General features: G+C 37.7%; 17 protein-coding genes and 1 tRNA gene. 13 read left to right on the forward strand and 5 right to left on the reverse strand.

Annotation, left to right across the window (positions count from 1 at the left end):
* The first annotated feature begins 246 nt into the window (after positions 1–246).
* Entirely contained in the window at positions 247–633 is a 387-nt protein-coding gene (locus MUW56_RS15080) for a hypothetical protein (protein ID WP_292013948.1), read from the forward strand.
* A 61-nt stretch (positions 634–694) separates the two neighbouring features.
* On the opposite strand, the gene MUW56_RS15085 is transcribed toward MUW56_RS15080, so the two are convergent.
* Positions 695–1,183, reverse strand: a complete 489-nt coding sequence (locus MUW56_RS15085; RefSeq protein ID WP_292013949.1) for a helix-turn-helix transcriptional regulator — start codon at positions 1,181–1,183, stop codon at positions 695–697.
* A 200-nt stretch (positions 1,184–1,383) separates the two neighbouring features.
* A complete protein-coding gene (locus MUW56_RS15090) occupies positions 1,384–1,689 on the reverse strand; it encodes a hypothetical protein (protein ID WP_292013950.1) in 306 nt (101 codons plus the stop codon).
* 505 nt (positions 1,690–2,194) lie between these two features.
* Between MUW56_RS15090 and MUW56_RS15095 the strand changes: the two genes are divergently transcribed.
* From MUW56_RS15095 to MUW56_RS15145, 11 genes are all read left to right on the forward strand, one after another.
* Positions 2,195–4,582 (forward strand): TonB-dependent receptor, encoded by a 2,388-nt coding sequence (locus MUW56_RS15095; RefSeq protein WP_292013951.1) that lies wholly within the window; start codon positions 2,195–2,197, stop codon positions 4,580–4,582.
* A gap of 80 nt (positions 4,583–4,662) precedes the next feature.
* On the forward strand, positions 4,663–4,872 hold the full coding sequence (locus MUW56_RS15100) for a hypothetical protein (protein WP_292013952.1): 210 nt from the start codon (positions 4,663–4,665) through the stop codon (positions 4,870–4,872).
* 133 nt (positions 4,873–5,005) lie between these two features.
* On the forward strand, positions 5,006–5,224 hold the full coding sequence (locus tag MUW56_RS15105; protein WP_292013953.1) for a hypothetical protein: 219 nt from the start codon (positions 5,006–5,008) through the stop codon (positions 5,222–5,224).
* 132 nt (positions 5,225–5,356) lie between these two features.
* The gene (locus MUW56_RS15110; protein ID WP_292013954.1) at positions 5,357–5,554 is read left to right on the forward strand and encodes a hypothetical protein; all 198 of its coding nucleotides are present in this window, start codon (positions 5,357–5,359) and stop codon (positions 5,552–5,554) included.
* Between the two features lie 109 nt (positions 5,555–5,663).
* The gene (locus tag MUW56_RS15115; protein ID WP_292013955.1) at positions 5,664–5,882 is read left to right on the forward strand and encodes a hypothetical protein; all 219 of its coding nucleotides are present in this window, start codon (positions 5,664–5,666) and stop codon (positions 5,880–5,882) included.
* A 109-nt stretch (positions 5,883–5,991) separates the two neighbouring features.
* Entirely contained in the window at positions 5,992–6,210 is a 219-nt protein-coding gene (locus tag MUW56_RS15120; RefSeq protein WP_292013956.1) for a hypothetical protein, read from the forward strand.
* Positions 6,211–6,273: 63 nt separating this feature from the next.
* Positions 6,274–7,524 (forward strand): radical SAM protein, encoded by a 1,251-nt coding sequence (locus MUW56_RS15125; protein ID WP_292013957.1) that lies wholly within the window; start codon positions 6,274–6,276, stop codon positions 7,522–7,524.
* The gene (locus MUW56_RS15130; RefSeq protein ID WP_292013958.1) at positions 7,518–8,333 is read left to right on the forward strand and encodes a hypothetical protein; all 816 of its coding nucleotides are present in this window, start codon (positions 7,518–7,520) and stop codon (positions 8,331–8,333) included. The genes MUW56_RS15125 and MUW56_RS15130 overlap by 7 nt, the downstream gene beginning before the upstream one ends.
* Positions 8,334–8,335: 2 nt before the next feature.
* Complete coding sequence (locus MUW56_RS15135; RefSeq protein WP_292013959.1) at positions 8,336–9,217, forward strand: hypothetical protein; 882 nt, start codon at positions 8,336–8,338, stop codon at positions 9,215–9,217.
* Positions 9,218–9,319: 102 nt separating this feature from the next.
* Complete coding sequence (locus tag MUW56_RS15140) at positions 9,320–10,852, forward strand: M20/M25/M40 family metallo-hydrolase (RefSeq protein ID WP_292013960.1); 1,533 nt, start codon at positions 9,320–9,322, stop codon at positions 10,850–10,852.
* Positions 10,853–11,300: 448 nt separating this feature from the next.
* Positions 11,301–11,996: a hypothetical protein gene (locus MUW56_RS15145; protein ID WP_292013961.1), complete on the forward strand. Its 696-nt coding sequence runs from the start codon at positions 11,301–11,303 to the stop codon at positions 11,994–11,996.
* 103 nt (positions 11,997–12,099) lie between these two features.
* On the opposite strand, the gene MUW56_RS15150 is transcribed toward MUW56_RS15145, so the two are convergent.
* Entirely contained in the window at positions 12,100–12,993 is an 894-nt protein-coding gene (locus MUW56_RS15150; protein WP_292013962.1) for a DUF2490 domain-containing protein, read from the reverse strand.
* A gap of 265 nt (positions 12,994–13,258) precedes the next feature.
* On the opposite strand from MUW56_RS15150, the gene MUW56_RS15155 reads away from it, so the two are divergent.
* The gene (locus MUW56_RS15155; protein WP_292013963.1) at positions 13,259–15,727 is read left to right on the forward strand and encodes a TonB-dependent receptor; all 2,469 of its coding nucleotides are present in this window, start codon (positions 13,259–13,261) and stop codon (positions 15,725–15,727) included.
* A 627-nt stretch (positions 15,728–16,354) separates the two neighbouring features.
* On the opposite strand, the gene MUW56_RS15160 is transcribed toward MUW56_RS15155, so the two are convergent.
* Complete coding sequence (locus tag MUW56_RS15160) at positions 16,355–16,774, reverse strand: hypothetical protein (protein WP_292013964.1); 420 nt, start codon at positions 16,772–16,774, stop codon at positions 16,355–16,357.
* 158 nt (positions 16,775–16,932) lie between these two features.
* A tRNA-Ser gene (locus MUW56_RS15165) sits at positions 16,933–17,019 on the reverse strand.
* Positions 17,020–17,043 lie beyond the last annotated feature (24 nt).

Here is a 17,043-nt window from a genome sequence, read left to right on the forward strand (position 1 = left end):
ACCGGATCCAGACTGAAAATAACTACAGCAACTCAAAATAACAGGGGATGAAAAAAATGTGTCTCTGTGTATGTACTTTATACACATGTTACGGCCTGTCTGCATAGGAAGCGATGTGGTACGTTAAATCCTTTGCTCAGGATTTTCTAAGCGAGGTGACCGCTACGATTGACGGAAATTACCTGAAACAGCATTCAAAGCGATAAAATTCAGGCTTAAGGAGGAAAGTAGAACTATGGCTAACTTATGGATATAACATATTTTATTAAAAAGGCAGTAAATTTAGATGTAAACTGGAAGTATGATCACTTCCATAGTATTGTTAGTGAACTGAGTAAATTTTTTAATGTCAATTACGAACCTGAAGTAGAAAAAATTGCTATAGTTGAGATTGAAAATAATATCGTTGGATATATATATGCGGACTATCCTATATTTTTCATAGAGGATACATACTTATCTAAAATAAAGGCAATCTTACATAAAGATGAGTATATACAATACGTTACTGTAGACTTTTTTAATCATGAATATTTATCCGTGGATAAAGCATTGTATGAAAAATATTTTAATTATATGGATGATTTAAATAATTTTTCTGTATTAGATTTTTATTTTTATAATATAACATAAATGTAATATTCTATAAGTGTCAGTTCAATATAATATTCCATATTTAAGTGAAATTAAACGCTTAGCTTTCGTTTCTTACCTCATTCTCAAGCTCCATATTGGAGTTGAACTGTTTCAGGAAAGAGGAAGGCGAAACCCCGAATTTTTCCTGGAACTTTTTTGAAAAGCTTTGGGCATTGCTGAAGCCTGATTTCCCCGCGATATCCTGTATAGAGTACTTCCGGCTTTTTTTATGGTTGGTCCAGAGGTTCATCACATAATGAAGTCTTAAATCATTAACATAGGCTTTGAAATTTTGCTTTTTATAATGGTTGATGATCTTGGACAGGTAGGCGGTATTGGTTCCGCATTGCAGTGAAAGGCTTTCCAGGCTTACTCTTTTCTTTAAAAAATCTTTGTTTTTTTCAAACAGCTCAAGTTCTTTAAGGACATTGTCCACAAGTTTGGGATTCAGGTCAATATCGTCAGCCTCCGCAAAAGCCGGAATATCGTGCGTGTCACTATCTGAGGCAATTTCAATATCAGTTTTGTCAATGTTAGTATTGATCATATCGCGGTCATTGTCAGCAATGCCCTGCTGACTTAAGGGGAAATCATTCCTTTTGATGTTTATAGACTCATAATACAGCTTCTGATAATGTTTTCTTTTCTTTATTTCTTTATCGAGAAAGAATATCAGACCAAGAATGAGTAGCGCTCCAATAGATATACTTACGGTATAGACAGCTTGTCCTTTTTTTATCGTGTTTTTTAATGCAGTATTTGTTTCAGCCGTTTTTTTTGATCAGGCTCTGTTGATAAAATTGAAGACCGGAGTCTGTTATTGTTTTGACTTTCTCCTTCCGGAATAATGTTTTTTTTTAACATAATATCAGATTTTTCCGGACTTTTTTCTTTTTTTGCACTATCTAAATAAATTAATTTTTTTTTCCACTTTTCATCATTACTAACGGAATTTTTTGAATTTTCCAATTTTTGTACTCCTTTTACCTGAATAAAAAAAATGGGTGTTATTAAACATAATTGGAAAAGCAGTAGAAAATATATTTTTTTCATATCGGAAAATTGCAAAAATCATAAAAAATAACTGTAACAAAAGTAGTAATAAATCCCTAAAAAATGAAAAAGGTTAAAATATTGATAATCATATATTTGTATTAAATTGATGATTTATTTTTTTATGATTTGATATCTTTTTTTTTAAGAAGTAACGCTTGCCAATTCTTTAATTTGTAGTTTCAACTGCCATCAATACATACATTGGTAAAAAAAAACTAATGATCAAAAGGAGTCTTCTAATACAGATTCTGTACAGACCTGCTCTTGTATTTTTAACAGGCTTATGCAGACAGAAGAATGCCGTTGTTTGTATTCCGGTACCAGGGAATTCTAAAAATCTTAAATCCTTCCGGTAAAGATTTAAAAACACGGTAACCAAAAACTAACAAAAACTATAACTAACATGACGAATCACTTATTTCTCCTTACTCTTTTGTCAGGTTCCATCTGATAGGGAATTTATGGAACACTGGGAAATAAGTTTTCAGTTTAAAAAAGAATAATGATGAGGGGGAGCATTGCTTTTTTTTTAATAATCTTTTTTCAATTATCCTACGCACAATTTTCAATAGCCGGGAATATAACCGATCAGGAAAACAAACCTTTAGAGTTTGTAAGGATCAGTCTTGTGAATTCTTCCCAAAAGTCATGGGTGGCGGTATCCAATACGTCGGGGCAGTATCAATTCCAAAATTTAGAAAAAGGGAATTACCGACTTACGTTCAATTATCCGGTCTATGAAAAAGATACAGCAATTTCAGTGGCTCTTGCAAAAGATGCTGTGGTCAATCTTCGTCTGAATATCACAAAAAATATATCTGAAGTTAAAATTGAGGGCAACCGATCCCTCATAGAATCTAAGGCAGACCGGCTGCGCTTTAATGTGGGCAATTCAGATCTCACGAAAGGAAATAATGTATGGGAAGTGCTTGAAAAAACACCGTTGGTGACAGCTTCCACTGACGGAAATATTCAGATCGCAGGAACATCCAATGCTATTGTTTACATTAATGAAAAGAGAAAACAGTTATCCGGTACTGCATTAAAAAGTTATTTGAGCGGCCTTCCTTCAGAAAACCTGGAAGCGGTAGAGGTGATGACGACTCCATCCAGTAAATATGAAGCCGAAGGAGGAGCCGGGATCATTAATATTGTCCTGAAAAAAAGTAAGAATGACGGAATGACCGGAAGTTGGGTGCTCAGTACAAGACAAACCAGAGTGAACTCCCAGTCTTCAAGCGCCAATTTTAATTACCGGAAAGGGAAATGGAGTGCTTATTCTTCCATGTATTATGGAGCAAGAAACCGTAAGCCCGATGCAAGAAAAGAAATTATATATCCGGAAGGATATTCACTGCAAAAAAGAGAAATTAATTCTAACGATAATAACGAGAATCAATTTGGAGGGGTCAATCTGGGAATAGATTACGAGATTAATGCTAAAAATACAGTAGGAATTCTGTTCGATTATTCAGGCGCATGGGATGAGGAAAGCAGGGAAGCCCGTAGTCATGATTTCTATGCCGGCAGAGATTCTCTTTCCCTTACCAGCAACAGCAATAAATTAAGATCGAATACCTATTCGCTGAATGCCAACTATGTGGCCAAACTGGACTCCATAGGGAAAAGGTTCAGCGTAGACTATGATGCGCTTTTTTATGATTCATCCAATAATTCACTGGTAGAAACAATACTTTTAGCTCCTGTGGGAGCAGGAAATACATTCAGAAGTTCCTCTCCTCAGAATGTTCGGAATCAATCTTTGAAAGTTGACTTCGAATGGCCTTTTAATAAAGAGGTATCGATGGATTTTGGCGGAAAAATGAGTTTTTCAAAGATCAATAACGAATTGCTTTTTGAAAATAATACGGCTGATGGCAGCTGGGTAAAAGATGGCACAAGAAGTAATGATTTCAGGTATGAAGAAAATATTTATGCATTATACGCGACATTAAACCATACGGTTAATAAAAAATGGTCTTATCAGGTTGGGGCACGCCTTGAGAACACGTTGGCCAATGGCTGGCTTGAAAATATAAAAGCGGTGAACAGGAATTATATCAGTTTATTTCCAACAGCATTTCTACGGTATGTAAATGATAAAGGCAACAGCTTTAATCTTGCACTTTCAAGCCGGATTACGCGTCCGAGTTTCTGGGATGTAAACCCATTCAGGACATATTTAACAGATCAGACCTATTTTGAAGGAAATCCTTTTCTACAGCCTTCTCGTTATTACAGACAGGAGATGAGCCATACGGTAAAAAAGAAGAAATCTACCTATGTTTTTCAGCTTGCAGCAAGCCAGACTATAGATGAGTTTTATGCCTTACCCTATAATCCTTCCGGCAATGTTATCGTGAATAAAAGAGTGAATTATGGGGATAAATATGGTTATACCGGAAGCATTGTATACTACGGACAGATTCTTCCATGGTGGAAGATCACAACATCGGTCTTAACAGGATACGTGGTATCAAAAGGCGAATATGAAGGGCTGCCCATTCATAATAAAACATTTTTACTGAATATTTCCGCCAACCAGACCTTCACCATCTCCAAAGCTGCAGGGCTTACCTGTACGGTGATTGCTGCCAATTCATTTCCCGCAACCATTGTCAACACCCGTATAGGAAACAGGCTGGAAACAGAGATAAGAATCAGGAAAGCAATAGGAGATTGGAATATCACCCTTTCCGGTCAGGATTTTTTCAGAAGTAATAAAGACCGCTATAAGGTGGATGTTGGGGATTTAAGAGTGTATGATAACTACTATTACGATACCAGGAGTGTTGCATTGGCAGTAAGCTACGCTTTCGGGAAAAAAACAGTGAAGGAAAAAAGAGACCGGGATACTGAATTTGATGAAGTCAAACAGCGAATAAAATAAAAAAGTTCATTTTTATTATAAATGAGGGCGGTTGCCATGTCCTTACTGATGGCGTTAGTATTAACCTTACAATTTTTTATATGAAGAAAAAAGTAAAATTGGTTTCCAATTTAGAAAGCAAAAGTCTTGTAAAAGAAGCGATCAAATCTTCAGAAAAAATGGATCTGTATAAAGCAGTTTTCGGTGGTAAGTCAGGAATTGAACTTGGAACTGATAATTGTAATATCGCAATTGAAGGCGGCGGTGAATCTGCGGCTTACAATAAAACAGGACCATTTTTAAGAGTATAATGTACTCTTTATGATCGTTCACTGATTACAAATGAGGACGGTTGCCATGTCCTTACTAATGGCAAAATCAACAATTTATTCATTGCCGGATCTTTACTGACGGCAAAACTATTAACCTTAAAAATTTTTAAACATGCAAAAGAAAAAAGTAAAATTGGTTTCCAACTTAGAGAACAAAAGTTTACTAAAAGAAACCATTAAATCTTCAGAAAGAATGGATTTGTATAAATCTGTTTTTGGTGGACAAACAGGTCCGGGAACCGGACTTGAGCCTGGTGATTGCGATATTGCTATAGCAGATACAGGTGCTTCTGCAGCCTACAACAGAACAGGTACATTTTTAAGAGTATAATTACCTTCCACCTTCTAAGCGATTCAGCTGGAACGGATTCATTATTCTTATAACAAGGGCCATTGCCATGTCCTTACTGATGGCAAAACTATTAACCTTAAAATTTTTAAACATGCAAAAGAAAAAGTAAAATTGGTTTCCAACTTAGAGAACAAAAGTTTACTGAAAGAAACCATTAAATCTTCAGAAAGAATGGATTTGTATAAATCTGTTTTTGGTGGGCAGACAGATCCGGGAACCGGACTTGAGCCTGGTGATTGTGATATCGCAATTGAAGGTGGCGGTGCTTCTGCAGCGTACAACAGGACAGGACCATTTTTAAGAGTATAATCCTTCCGCCTTCTAGGTAATTCAGCTAGATAGGTTAATTATTTTTATAATCAGGGCCATTGCCGTGTCCTTACTGACGGCAAAACTATTAACCTTACAATTTTTAAACATGCAAAAGAAAAAAGTAAAATTGGTTTCCAACTTAGAGAACAAAAGTTTACTGAAAGAAACCATTAAATCTTCAGAAAGAATGGATTTGTATAAATCTGTTTTTGGTGGGCAGACAGATCCGGGAACCGGACTTGAGCCTGGTGATTGTGATATCGCAATTGAAGGTGGCGGTGCTTCTGCAGCGTACAACAGGACAGGACCATTTTTAAGAGTATAATCCTTCCGCCTTCTAGGTAATTCAGCTAGATAGGTTAATTATTTTTATAATCAGGGCCATTGCCGTGTCCTTACTGACGGCAAAACTATTAACCTTACAATTTTTAAACATGCAAAAGAAAAAAGTAAAATTGGTTTCCAACTTAGAGAACAAAAGTTTACTAAAAGAAACCATCAAATCTTCAGAAAGAATGGATTTGTATAAATCTGTTTTTGGTGGACAGACAGGTCCGGGAACGGGACTTGAGCCTGGTGATTGCGATATTGCTATAGCAGATACGGGTGCTTCTGCAGCCTACAACAGGACAGGTACATTTTTAAGAGCATAAGCTACTTTCATGTGTTCTCCATTGGTTTTTCAAACTAATGGGGAACTTTCTTAAACAAAATTTATGGAAAATATTATCTCATTTGTTTTAAAGGTTGCGAGCCGTTGTAACCTCAACTGTTCTTATTGTTATATGTATAACCTGGGAGATAAAACCTACCTCTCTCAGCCTAAATTCATGTCCATTGAAACCATTATAGTTTTCGCAGAGAAACTTAATGATTACTGCCAGAAAAATAACTCAAAATTTGTTCAGATTGTATTTCATGGCGGAGAGCCGTTATTGTGGAGTAAAGATCACTACAGACAGGCTATTCAGATCTTTACCTCTACCATTAAAAATGTAAAATTTGACTTTGCCCTGCAATCCAATGGAGTAAGCCTTGATGATGAATGGTATACGTTGTTTCAGGAACTGAATATCAGGGTGGGAATCAGTATGGATGGACCAAAGAAACATCACGACAGATACCGTGTCTTTCACAATGGTAAAGGCTCTTATGAGCAGGTCATCAAAGCGATTGATCGGGGTAAACAATATGGAATGAATAATATACTATCCGTCGTTAATCTGGATATTTCACCTGCAGAATTTTATCAGGAAGTTAAAAATACAGGCATACCGGGGTTTAACATTCTGCTACCCGATGGTCATTATGACAACTTACCGGAAAATGTTGAAAAGCAGAGAATCAATACCCTGCATTATACTCCCTATGCTGACTGGTTAATTGAAATGTTCGAACTTTGGAAAAATGACAGTGACAGACCCGTCATCCGTTTTTTCCAGACCATCATAGAACTGATCATGGGCGAACAGACAGGAGACCAAATGCTGGGAAGGCTTAAGAATGGGGTTGCAGTTCTTGAAACCAACGGAAATTTAGAAGTCTCAGATTCTATCCGCGCATGCTATGAAGGAATTACGAGAAATGATATCAATATTCATACGCATGCTATTGAGGCATTGCATGAGGACAGATTATTTGATGTTTTCTTCAACAGCCATAATATGGTGAATGATAAATGTCTGAACTGTTCCATCTATGATATATGTGGAGGCGGATTCCTCGGCAACCGCTATTCCAATGATAAAGGCTTCGATAATCCTACAATTTACTGCCATGATATGATCAAACTGGTTTCCCATATTCAGAATGACATTATCAACAGCCTTCCGGAAGAAGTGTATGCATCATTGGACGCCAGCGAGGCCAATTATGAAGAAATTGTAGATGAGATCAATGAAGAAGTGGTGGTAAAAACGGATGGTGAAATCAGGAACAAATTAAAATCATTTAGTCTAGTATGTTAAAAAAAGGACTTCAATTATATAATAACGGAATTGATAATATCGAACAGCAAATCCTTATCAATACCGGAACCGAACCCGTAAAGGATATTACAGAGGTAGAGTATCTAAGCAATGCTTTTCTTCCGAAAAACAGCTGGCGGCAGCTTACAGACAAGGAATACCGGATAGTCATGACGGATACCAGCGGTACTCCGTTTTCAAAGTCGGTTTCTGTTGGAAAAATACCGGAAAAGATAACCCACCTGATCAAGCAGCTGAAGTTATCTGAATGTGAAAGTCTTTTTGATGTAGATCCAAAGTTTAAAGAAAATGAAGAGCTGATAACTCAAATCAATGAGGAATTGGATACATTTCTAAAGGAAAAGTCTTCCGTTCAGGATTTTAAGTTTCATAGAATTGCCAAAGCTCAGCCTAACAGGGAGACCACTACATTCCACCTGATCAACAGGGAGCATGTGAGGTATACAGGTTTACATATTGACGAAAGCCGGAGGTTTACTCCTTATACGGCTTACAAGTCAAATAACCGGATATCAATCAATGTCAGTGAAGAATCCCGCTATCTGTATTATATCAATCTGACGCTAAGACAGATTTATCATCTGTATAAAGGGAAAAAAGTGACCACAGAGAATATTGTTGAAAATTTTATGAGAGATTTTCCGGATTATCCGGTGATCAGACTGGAGGTAAAGCCTTATGAATACTATATTGCACCTACTGATAACTTCATCCATGACGGCAGCACATTAGGAAATAAAGGCTTTGATATCACTATTGTTTATGTAGGAATCTTTGACAATTATTAATTATGGAATTAAAAAGCGGAATTAAAATTTTTTGCACCGACGTAGAATTTGAAGAGGCTGTAACGATCAATACCGGAAGCCATTCCAGCAAAGATCATCCATCAGCAAAATTTGTATGGGATCATGTAGAGTGTGAGCCACAATATGAACCGCAGTCCTATCTTCCTAAAAAAGATTGGAAAAAAGTCAGTGGTTCAGCCCTGTCAAAAATAAAAACAGACCATTTTAGAAAGGATTATAATACAATTGTAGTCGGAAAAATTTCCGAAGAGATGAAAGGCTTATTCCAGCAGCTTCATCTTCATACGGCAACCAATGAGAAAGAAACGCTTGCCTGTTTTTACAACAATAAAGAAATTGTAGAGCAGCTGAACGAAAACCTGCATACTTTCTTAAACGGCCTTTCTCAAAGCGGCTATTCTTTTCTCTGTGTGGGAGCCGGCTATCCTAATTGTGAAACGACTTCATTCGACAGAAGAGGAATGCCGGAAGAATTCGCCCCGGATAAAGTACGGTTTATCGGACTTCATAAAGATTCATCCAACAGGCAGATGACTGTGGGATCATCCCACAAACATGGTAATCGCTTATCCATTAACTTAGGGCAGGAATCAAGGTATTTCTTATTTATCAATTTGAGTATTCTCCAGATTTATAATATGCTGAAGAAGAAAATGGATGTGAAAAAAGAAAATGTCAACAATACCAATATCGTTCGTTTTTTCCTTACCTATTTTCCGGATTATCCGGTATTGAGAATAAAGCAAAAACCATACGAATTTTATATAGCGCCTACAGATAACTGTATTCATGATGGTTCTACACTGGGGACAACGACTGTAGACATCACCATGATATTTTTGGGGCACTTTGAAATGAAGTGAATTTTCAGGTAGATCAGCAGAAAAGCTTGATTGTACAATTGTTAAAGAAAAAATACTTTGCTATATTTATAGGATCAAACTATTTCACAAAAATTTTCTACCATGAAAAAAATCCTTTTAATTATTTTGGGTATTCTCGTTATTCTGGCGGCAGTACTTCTTATTAAGACCTATACATACCCTTTTAAGAAAAACACCGCTGTAGCAGACGAAGGATGGAAACCGGTGAAAAATGATTCTGCAGTGATGCGGTTTTCCGGAGGAATAAAGATTCCTACCGTTTCTACCGGCAGTTTGGGGGAATTTAATTATGCTCCGTTTGATCAGTTTAAAGAATATCTGAAAGCATCTTATCCACTGGTATATCAGAATACGGAATACGTTGAAGTCAATCAACATGGATTGGTATTCCGGTTAAAAGGAAGTAATCCGTCATTGGAACCTATCCTTTTTCTTTCTCATATGGATGTGGTTCCTCCGGGAGATGCAGATGTGAAAAGTAAAGAAGAAAATATATTCCGTCCGGATGATAAACCGTTGCCTCCCGTTGCAAAAATTGCAGAAGACTGGGATTTTGCCCCTTTTTCGGGAGTCGTTGCCAATGGAAGGATCTATGGAAGAGGGGCTATCGATATGAAGGGAATGCTTTTTTCCCTGATGGAATCAATGAACAGTTTGATTAAAAACAAACAGATTCCACAGCGTGACGTGTATCTTGCCTTCGGTTTTGATGAAGAGGTAGGCGGACAAAAAGGAGCGGTGCAGATTGCGGATTATTTTAAAAAAAGAGGGCTGAGGTTTGATGCCGTTTATGATGAAGGCGGACTGATCATGAGGAAAGGAAGCGTATCAGGAATTGATTCTGATGTTGCTGTAGTGGGGTGTGCAGAAAAAGGGTTTCTTTCAGCAAAAATAAAAGTAAAAGGGCTTGGCGGCCATTCTTCGATGCCTCCTATGGAAAGTGCTATCGGGAAAGCAGCTGTCATTATGCAGCGCCTGGAAGATGATCAGATGAAACCCACCATCACTCCGCTGATTAAAGCATTTTTTGATAATATCGGTGGGGCAATGCCGTTTGCCAACAGACTGGCAATTGCCAATCAGTGGCTCTTAAAGCCCGTATTATTATCACAGCTTACTAAAAATAATACGACCAATGCATTGGTACGAACTACCACGGCTTTAACTATGATGAAAGGAAGTGACGGTACCAATGTGCTTTCTCCTGAAGTTGAATTTGTGGTCAATTTCAGGCTTCTTCCTGGAAACACGGTGAAAGAGGTCAAAGACCATATTGCAAAAGCAACCAAAGGTTTTGATGTGGAAGTAGAAGAAATAGACAATACAAGAGAAGCTTCAGCAATATCTCCTACCAATACCAAGGCATTCAAAATGATACAGGCAGGAATCAAAGAAATTTATCCCGGCGCCATTGTCACGCCATATCTTACTATGGCCGGGACAGATGCTGCCAAATATGAAATTGTAAGCAAAAACGTGTACCGGTTTATGCCTATTAAAATCAACAGTTCCGAACAGCAGAGTATCCACAGTACCAACGAATATCTCAGTATAGAAAACTATCTGAAAATGATCCATTACTTTGAATATGTGATGAAGAACTATGATAAGTAATGAATGAGAAATTGAAAGTTGAAAGTTGAAAATGTGAGTTGAATGATCAGGTTGTTTTGCCTGTCAGTTTTTTTAGGGTAAAATCATTGATTATTCATTTGTGAAGTGAAATTTACGAATGACAATTCTGGGAAGTTGAGCTGAATGATCGGCTTTGCTTTATCTGTCGGTTTTTTCACCCTGTTAACTTTTCAAAGCAAAGGTCATCCATCAAAAAATTCCGGGCTCAGTCTCTATAGTCTGACATCTAGCGTCTTCATTGCTGGCTCTGGGTTTAAAGTTGTTGGTTTTGTAATTTTTGTCTCCGGTCTCCCATCTTCAGCCCCTGTCTTGCCTCTCGGATCTTGGATCTTGGCTGTCTTATCAAACTGCATGATACAAAAAAATATATTACGTCAAGTTTTGTCGCATTACTGCAATAGCTTTGTTTTATCAAAATTACAGAGCTATGGAATTACCATTTTACTTACACTTTAAAGACTTTGAAAGCCACTATTACGACAACCTTGAAAAATGGTTTGAAGAATATAACAATACAAGCGAAATAGATTATCTGAAAGCTCTTGCCAATTTGTACAGCCCCTACGTGTATTACAATTTTGGAGATGACAGCGTACAGGCGGATGCTTCTATTGAAATTAAAGACTGCTTTTTTCCTTATCATGAAAAGATCGGGATTTCTTTCTGTACCCATTGTGAAAAGGGAATTTCATCTAAAAAGAATCCTAACCAAGTCTTTGAATTTAAAAATATTTCGATGATGGAGTATGCACAGCATATTCTGGATAAAATCAACAAGTACTGCTCAAAAAATAACGATGCCTTGAATGGCAGTAAAAATATCCTGGATTACCTCAATAATTATGATATAATCACTTCTGTAGAAGGAGTAGGATATTGTATCAGCTATAACCGTCATCAGAAGGTGCTTCCTTTTTTAAAAGCCTATCTTCCTTATTATGGACAGACGGTAAATATGGCATTGTATAAGGATTTTATTTTTTCCATTGTAGATATCGCTGAATTTATTGACAGGAAGCTTAAAACGATCCGGGCTTTTGAACATACTATTTATGCCAGGTCAAGAGCTGAAGCAAAATTCAGGGTACACATGAGCCGCCAGTTTCTGACATTATGCAATTAAAATTTTACACCAAACATTCATACTAATTATATTGCAGGAAGACTTTATGTTTTCCAAACAAAAATCCCAGTCAGAGATGATTGGGATTTTTTTATTCAAATGATTATTTCTTATGATAAGGGATATTCCAGATCAGGTCTGCCGCAAGGTAATGAACACCGCCGTGATGAATACTTCTGCTGTCTCTGATCAGATCATCCATATAGCCTATATCTACTGTAAAAGGAGAATGGGGAATAGTAAACATATAATAGGCTGCAATACGCATTTCCCGATATCCGAAAGAAGTCCATTGTGAATCGGGTTCATTCAGATGGCTAATGGAAAATAATGCTTCTGCGCTTAAGGCCAGCTTTTGATTGTTTTTGGGAGATAGATTGTATGTTAACTGACTTTTGACACGGGTTCTTAATTGGAAATCTTCTTCCACTTTCCTGAAATCAGCATCAAAAAATTTTCTGAATTCCTGCCGGACTGTATTTTTAAGTTTCCATTTTTCTCCAAGATCAAAAGTATAGGCATATCTCCCGTATATCCTGAATTCCTGTTCCGTGTTTTCTTTTTCGTAAGGCGCAGTGCTTTCGTATTGAGGCTGCCGGCGGTAGCTGATGGCATAGCTGTATTGCTGATGAAGGGCAAAAGAGTGGTATACCTCATGGTTTACAACAAAAATAGCCTGTTTTGAGAACATATTATGATGGTCCGGACTGCTCTTACGTCCAATGGCAATATAACTTAGAGCCTGTTTTTCCCCTAAGGAATCGAGCTTGCGTCTGACTCCAACGGCAGACCAGAACGCTGAATTGGCATCCCCCAGCCCTGGCGGACTGATCTGTGCCTGAATAGAACTTCCTGTAAGACCGGTTAAAAATAAGACAATGAATATTTTTTTTAAACTGAACATCATAGATAATTGCTTCAAAATTAATTTTAATGACTGCGGGATCATAAAGCCCGTTACAGCCCATGATGAAGTGCAGAAGATATATTTTGACATAACAAAATTAGATACTTTACTCATTCTGAGATTATTCAAATTCGTTTAATACTGTTTAAAAACAAGACAAAATAACAAGATGATTTAGAAAGAATTTAGGAATGTATGATAAGAGAGCACTAGCAGATCCTCTGTTTTTTTTGATCTGTTTTATTAGAGTTATTTTATATTTTATTTAGAATAATTTAAATTAATATTGTGCGTGACTTTACTATTCCGTTATTTTGCACTTTTATTTATAATCACTTTAAATAAGGCTGAAAAAATGATACAATGTAGTGAAAATGTACTTCTGACAAGGGAAATAATCAATCCTGGAAAACAAACCGATGAACTGTTTAACCGCAAAATAACCCAATGGACCAAGCCCTTTTTAATCTTGGTATTTTCTCTGATAAGCCTGACAAAAATGTATGCACAGGATCTGCAGGGAGGAATCACCGGAAAAGTGAATATGATTGACGGGCAGCCTCTGAGATCAATATCGGTTTCATTATTGGAAACGGACCGGCAGACCCTGACAGATGATGACGGATATTACCATTTTGAAAATCTGAATGCAGGAAACTATACCGTAAAACTACAGATATTGGGAAGTAAAGAAATACGTCTTCCTATTGAAGTGAAGCCCGGAGAAACCGATACGCTTGATTATCAGCTGACAAAAGAAAATATTCTTGCGATCCAGGAGGTCGTTATTATGAAGAATACCAACCGGTTTTCAAAAAAAGAAAGCGGCTATGTAGCAAGAATGCCATTGAAAAATCTTGAAAATCCTCAGGTATATAATACCGTGACCAAAGAACTGTTTCAGGAGCAGGTAGCGGTAGATTTAGGAAGTATTTCTAAAAATGTACCCGGAGCAGGAGTTCCTATGATAGCCAATCAGGGAAGGGTCACATTCCGCTCAAGGGGATTTGAAACAGAACCGAATGCAAGAAACGGCGTAGCAGGAGCTGCATTTTCAGTGATTGATCCTGTAAACCTTGAACGCATAGAAGCCATTAAAGGACCTTCTGCCACTTTATTTGGGAAAAGTGTGGCGAGCAGTTATGGTGGAGTGTATAACCGGGTAACCAAAAAGCCCTACAATGATTTTGGAGGAGAAGTTGGGTATGTAGGAGGAAGTTGGGATTATAACCGCCTGACCTTAGACCTCAATACACCGATCAATAAAAACAGAACAGCTCTTTTCCGCCTCAATGCTGCCGGGACTTTTGAAAAAAGCTTCCAGGATCTGGGATTTACCAATTCTTTAGCCATTGCTCCTAGTTTTTCTTACCAGATTACCGACCGGATGTCGCTTCTCCTGGATGTGGAATTCAACCAGGCAAAAGGTACCTCAGTGGTCCGTTTTAATCCTTATACAGGAGGAAATAAAACACAGTCTATTGCTGATATGAAGTTTCCTTATTATAAAAACTTTTTAAGCGATGATCTGGCGTATGAAACGCAGATGATGAATATTTTTGCCCAGCTGAATTACAAGATTTCAGAAAACTGGACCTCCCAGACTATCTTGTCCAGGGCAAGGTCAACCATCAACGGATACATCTCAGCAATCAACGGAAAAACAGACTCTACGGCAAGTGCCCAGGTAATGGTAGGAACCACTTCTTTTATTGCGACCAATATCCAGCAGAATTTTATTGGAGACTTCCGGATCGGACGCTTTAGAAACAGAATGGTCGTGGGATTGGATTATTATAACAATTCCAATCATTTTGACCGTTATCATACCAATACTAAAGTCTTTAATTTTGTTCATCCTTCAGCAGATTTTAGAGTGAACCGAAATACGATTGACGCCCTTACGGCAACTTCTGCTTTCAGAAAAGAAAATAATGGTGACAATACCTATGCGGCCTATGTGTCGGATGTTTTTAATATCACCGATCAGCTTATGATAATGGCCAGTTTAAGGGTAGACCGATTTCAGTTTAAAGGAGTCTATGACATCACTACAGGTGAAATAAAAGGCGGATTAAGTAACAGTGGAGTACAGTCGGGGCCCTATGGGCAGACTGCCCTTTCGCCTAAGCTCGGTGTGGTGTATGAGGTATTCAGAAATAAACTTTCTTTATTTGGAAATTATATGAATGGCTTTAACAACGTCAGCGGAGTAGATATCAATGGTAATACTTTCAAACCTGAATATGCCAACCAGCTTGAGTTTGGAGTAAAGGCAGATGTATTCAATCACAGACTTGTAGGAACGTTAAGCTATTACAATATCCGGGTAGATCATATTTTGAGAACCAATCCGGAGGATATCAACTATTCCATCCAGGATGGGACACAGCTTAGTAAAGGAATAGAAGCGGAACTGACAGCCAATCCGGTTGATGGATTAAACATGGTGGCAGGCTATGCCTATAATGACAGTAAATATACTAACGCTAATCCTTCCGTTAATGGCTTACGACCTGCATTATCAGGCCCTGCCAATATGTTTAACTTCTGGATCAGCTACCGTATTCCGCAGGGTAAACTGAAAGGGCTGGGAATAGGCGGCGGAGGAAATATGGGATCTTCTTCTTACCAAACCAATACACAGACCGCAAAAGTCATCATACCTTCCTATACCATGTTTGATCTGGGGATTTTCTATGATCAGCCGAAGTATAGAGTGGGATTGAAATTTGATAATATCACCAATGAAAAAGCCTGGTCAGTACGTTTAACGCCGCAGGCTCCAGCCCGTTTTCTTGGAAGTGTTTCCATGAAATTTTAAGATAGGATTGGTAAAGAAAAAAGCCCGGGTTTATGAATCCGGGCTTTTATTTTATAATGAGATCTTCAGTTGGCCAAAGACAGTAATTATTACGATACCGTATTTTTCCATAAGATTGGCCTTAGAAAGTTCCGGGACTATCATCCTGCCAATCCTGCCTGATAACATAGAGTCCGGGCATGGTAGGTCTAAAAATCTCCTGATGATTTTCGTTGACCAAAATGTTTTTTTCCAGTTTTCAGGATTAAATATCCAAACCGGCAACACTAAGATATACTGACCTTTTCCTAACCATTGTACCGGAATTTTCCCGCTTTCATTTTCTATAGTCAGGTAAATTTTTCAGGTGTAGACTTTCAAAATAACAAGTTTACCTCTGGATATCAGAATCATTATCGCTGAAACAGACGCGGCAATTTTTTTCTCATAAAATAAACCGCTTGTGGAAAACTTGTGGAAAAAATATTAGTTATTTGTGGATAAGATCACTTAACACGGTTTAGCTGATATAGAAAATACCACAGTATTTTTTGTGGGATTAAACATGTGAATGCGTTATTCGCTGTCGTCCCTGCAAAAATACTGCGGCAATTGGATGTTATGGACTTGTTTTGTTCAGATTTTTGTTTAGGCTCCTGTCATCTTGCACATGGCGTCCCATGTAGTCCAAAAATGAGCATTAATAGCACCGATAGGCGGGTTGGTACTGTCGGCAACAATCCCTACCATTGAAGCGCAGTTGGAGTTACAGCCTATTTCATTATGGCTTCCTGACTGAGGCGGAATCTGGCGCCAGGTACCCGTTGAGCCGCTTAACAATTCTACTTTAATGTCAAAAATACCCGAAAGGTTAGGGGTCTGGATTTGTTTTGTAGGATTCTCGCTTGAAATGGTATCGCTCCAATTTCCCTGTGAGAAAGTTACACGCCATGTAGTGATCATTCTGGAAGTATCATTTTGTGGGGAAAGATAAACCCAGAATTGTGCTCCTCCTCCCAGTTGAACCTGGCCGGATGAATTTGCATTTACGTTTGTTGCTGTCGTCATATTAAACTGATTTTAGATGGTTATTTTGTATTTCAAAGTAACAAAGAACAACGCGTATATTGTATAGTATAAATAACCAATTAACAGCTTGGGTATAAATACTGAGAATTTAGAAAAAAATAAGCCCGTGCTCATTAGCACGGGCTCTAGTTGGGTTGCAGAAAGGAAGGGATTCGAACCCTCGATACAGTTACCCGTATACTACCTTTCCAGGGTAGCTCCTTCAACCACTCGGACACCTTTCTTTTTGAGATTGCAAAAATAGAGTA

Source organism: Chryseobacterium sp. (assembly GCF_022869225.1).
Taxonomy (GTDB): domain Bacteria; phylum Bacteroidota; class Bacteroidia; order Flavobacteriales; family Weeksellaceae; genus Chryseobacterium.

Coding starts and splice junctions, on each gene's coding strand:
- MUW56_RS15090 (WP_292013950.1), bottom strand. CDS start 1,689: ATGAAAAAAATATATTTTCTACTGCTTTTCCAATTATGTTTAATAACA.
- MUW56_RS15120 (WP_292013956.1), top strand. CDS start 5,992: ATGCAAAAGAAAAAAGTAAAATTGGTTTCCAACTTAGAGAACAAAAGT.
- MUW56_RS15085 (WP_292013949.1), bottom strand. CDS start 1,183: ATGATCAATACTAACATTGACAAAACTGATATTGAAATTGCCTCAGAT.
- MUW56_RS15160 (WP_292013964.1), bottom strand. CDS start 16,774: ATGACGACAGCAACAAACGTAAATGCAAATTCATCCGGCCAGGTTCAA.
- MUW56_RS15080 (WP_292013948.1), top strand. CDS start 247: ATGGATATAACATATTTTATTAAAAAGGCAGTAAATTTAGATGTAAAC.
- MUW56_RS15130 (WP_292013958.1), top strand. CDS start 7,518: ATGTTAAAAAAAGGACTTCAATTATATAATAACGGAATTGATAATATC.
- MUW56_RS15150 (WP_292013962.1), bottom strand. CDS start 12,993: ATGTCAAAATATATCTTCTGCACTTCATCATGGGCTGTAACGGGCTTT.
- MUW56_RS15125 (WP_292013957.1), top strand. CDS start 6,274: ATGGAAAATATTATCTCATTTGTTTTAAAGGTTGCGAGCCGTTGTAAC.
- MUW56_RS15155 (WP_292013963.1), top strand. CDS start 13,259: ATGATACAATGTAGTGAAAATGTACTTCTGACAAGGGAAATAATCAAT.
- MUW56_RS15115 (WP_292013955.1), top strand. CDS start 5,664: ATGCAAAAGAAAAAAGTAAAATTGGTTTCCAACTTAGAGAACAAAAGT.
- MUW56_RS15140 (WP_292013960.1), top strand. CDS start 9,320: ATGAAAAAAATCCTTTTAATTATTTTGGGTATTCTCGTTATTCTGGCG.
- MUW56_RS15100 (WP_292013952.1), top strand. CDS start 4,663: ATGAAGAAAAAAGTAAAATTGGTTTCCAATTTAGAAAGCAAAAGTCTT.
- MUW56_RS15135 (WP_292013959.1), top strand. CDS start 8,336: ATGGAATTAAAAAGCGGAATTAAAATTTTTTGCACCGACGTAGAATTT.
- MUW56_RS15095 (WP_292013951.1), top strand. CDS start 2,195: ATGATGAGGGGGAGCATTGCTTTTTTTTTAATAATCTTTTTTCAATTA.
- MUW56_RS15105 (WP_292013953.1), top strand. CDS start 5,006: ATGCAAAAGAAAAAAGTAAAATTGGTTTCCAACTTAGAGAACAAAAGT.
- MUW56_RS15145 (WP_292013961.1), top strand. CDS start 11,301: ATGGAATTACCATTTTACTTACACTTTAAAGACTTTGAAAGCCACTAT.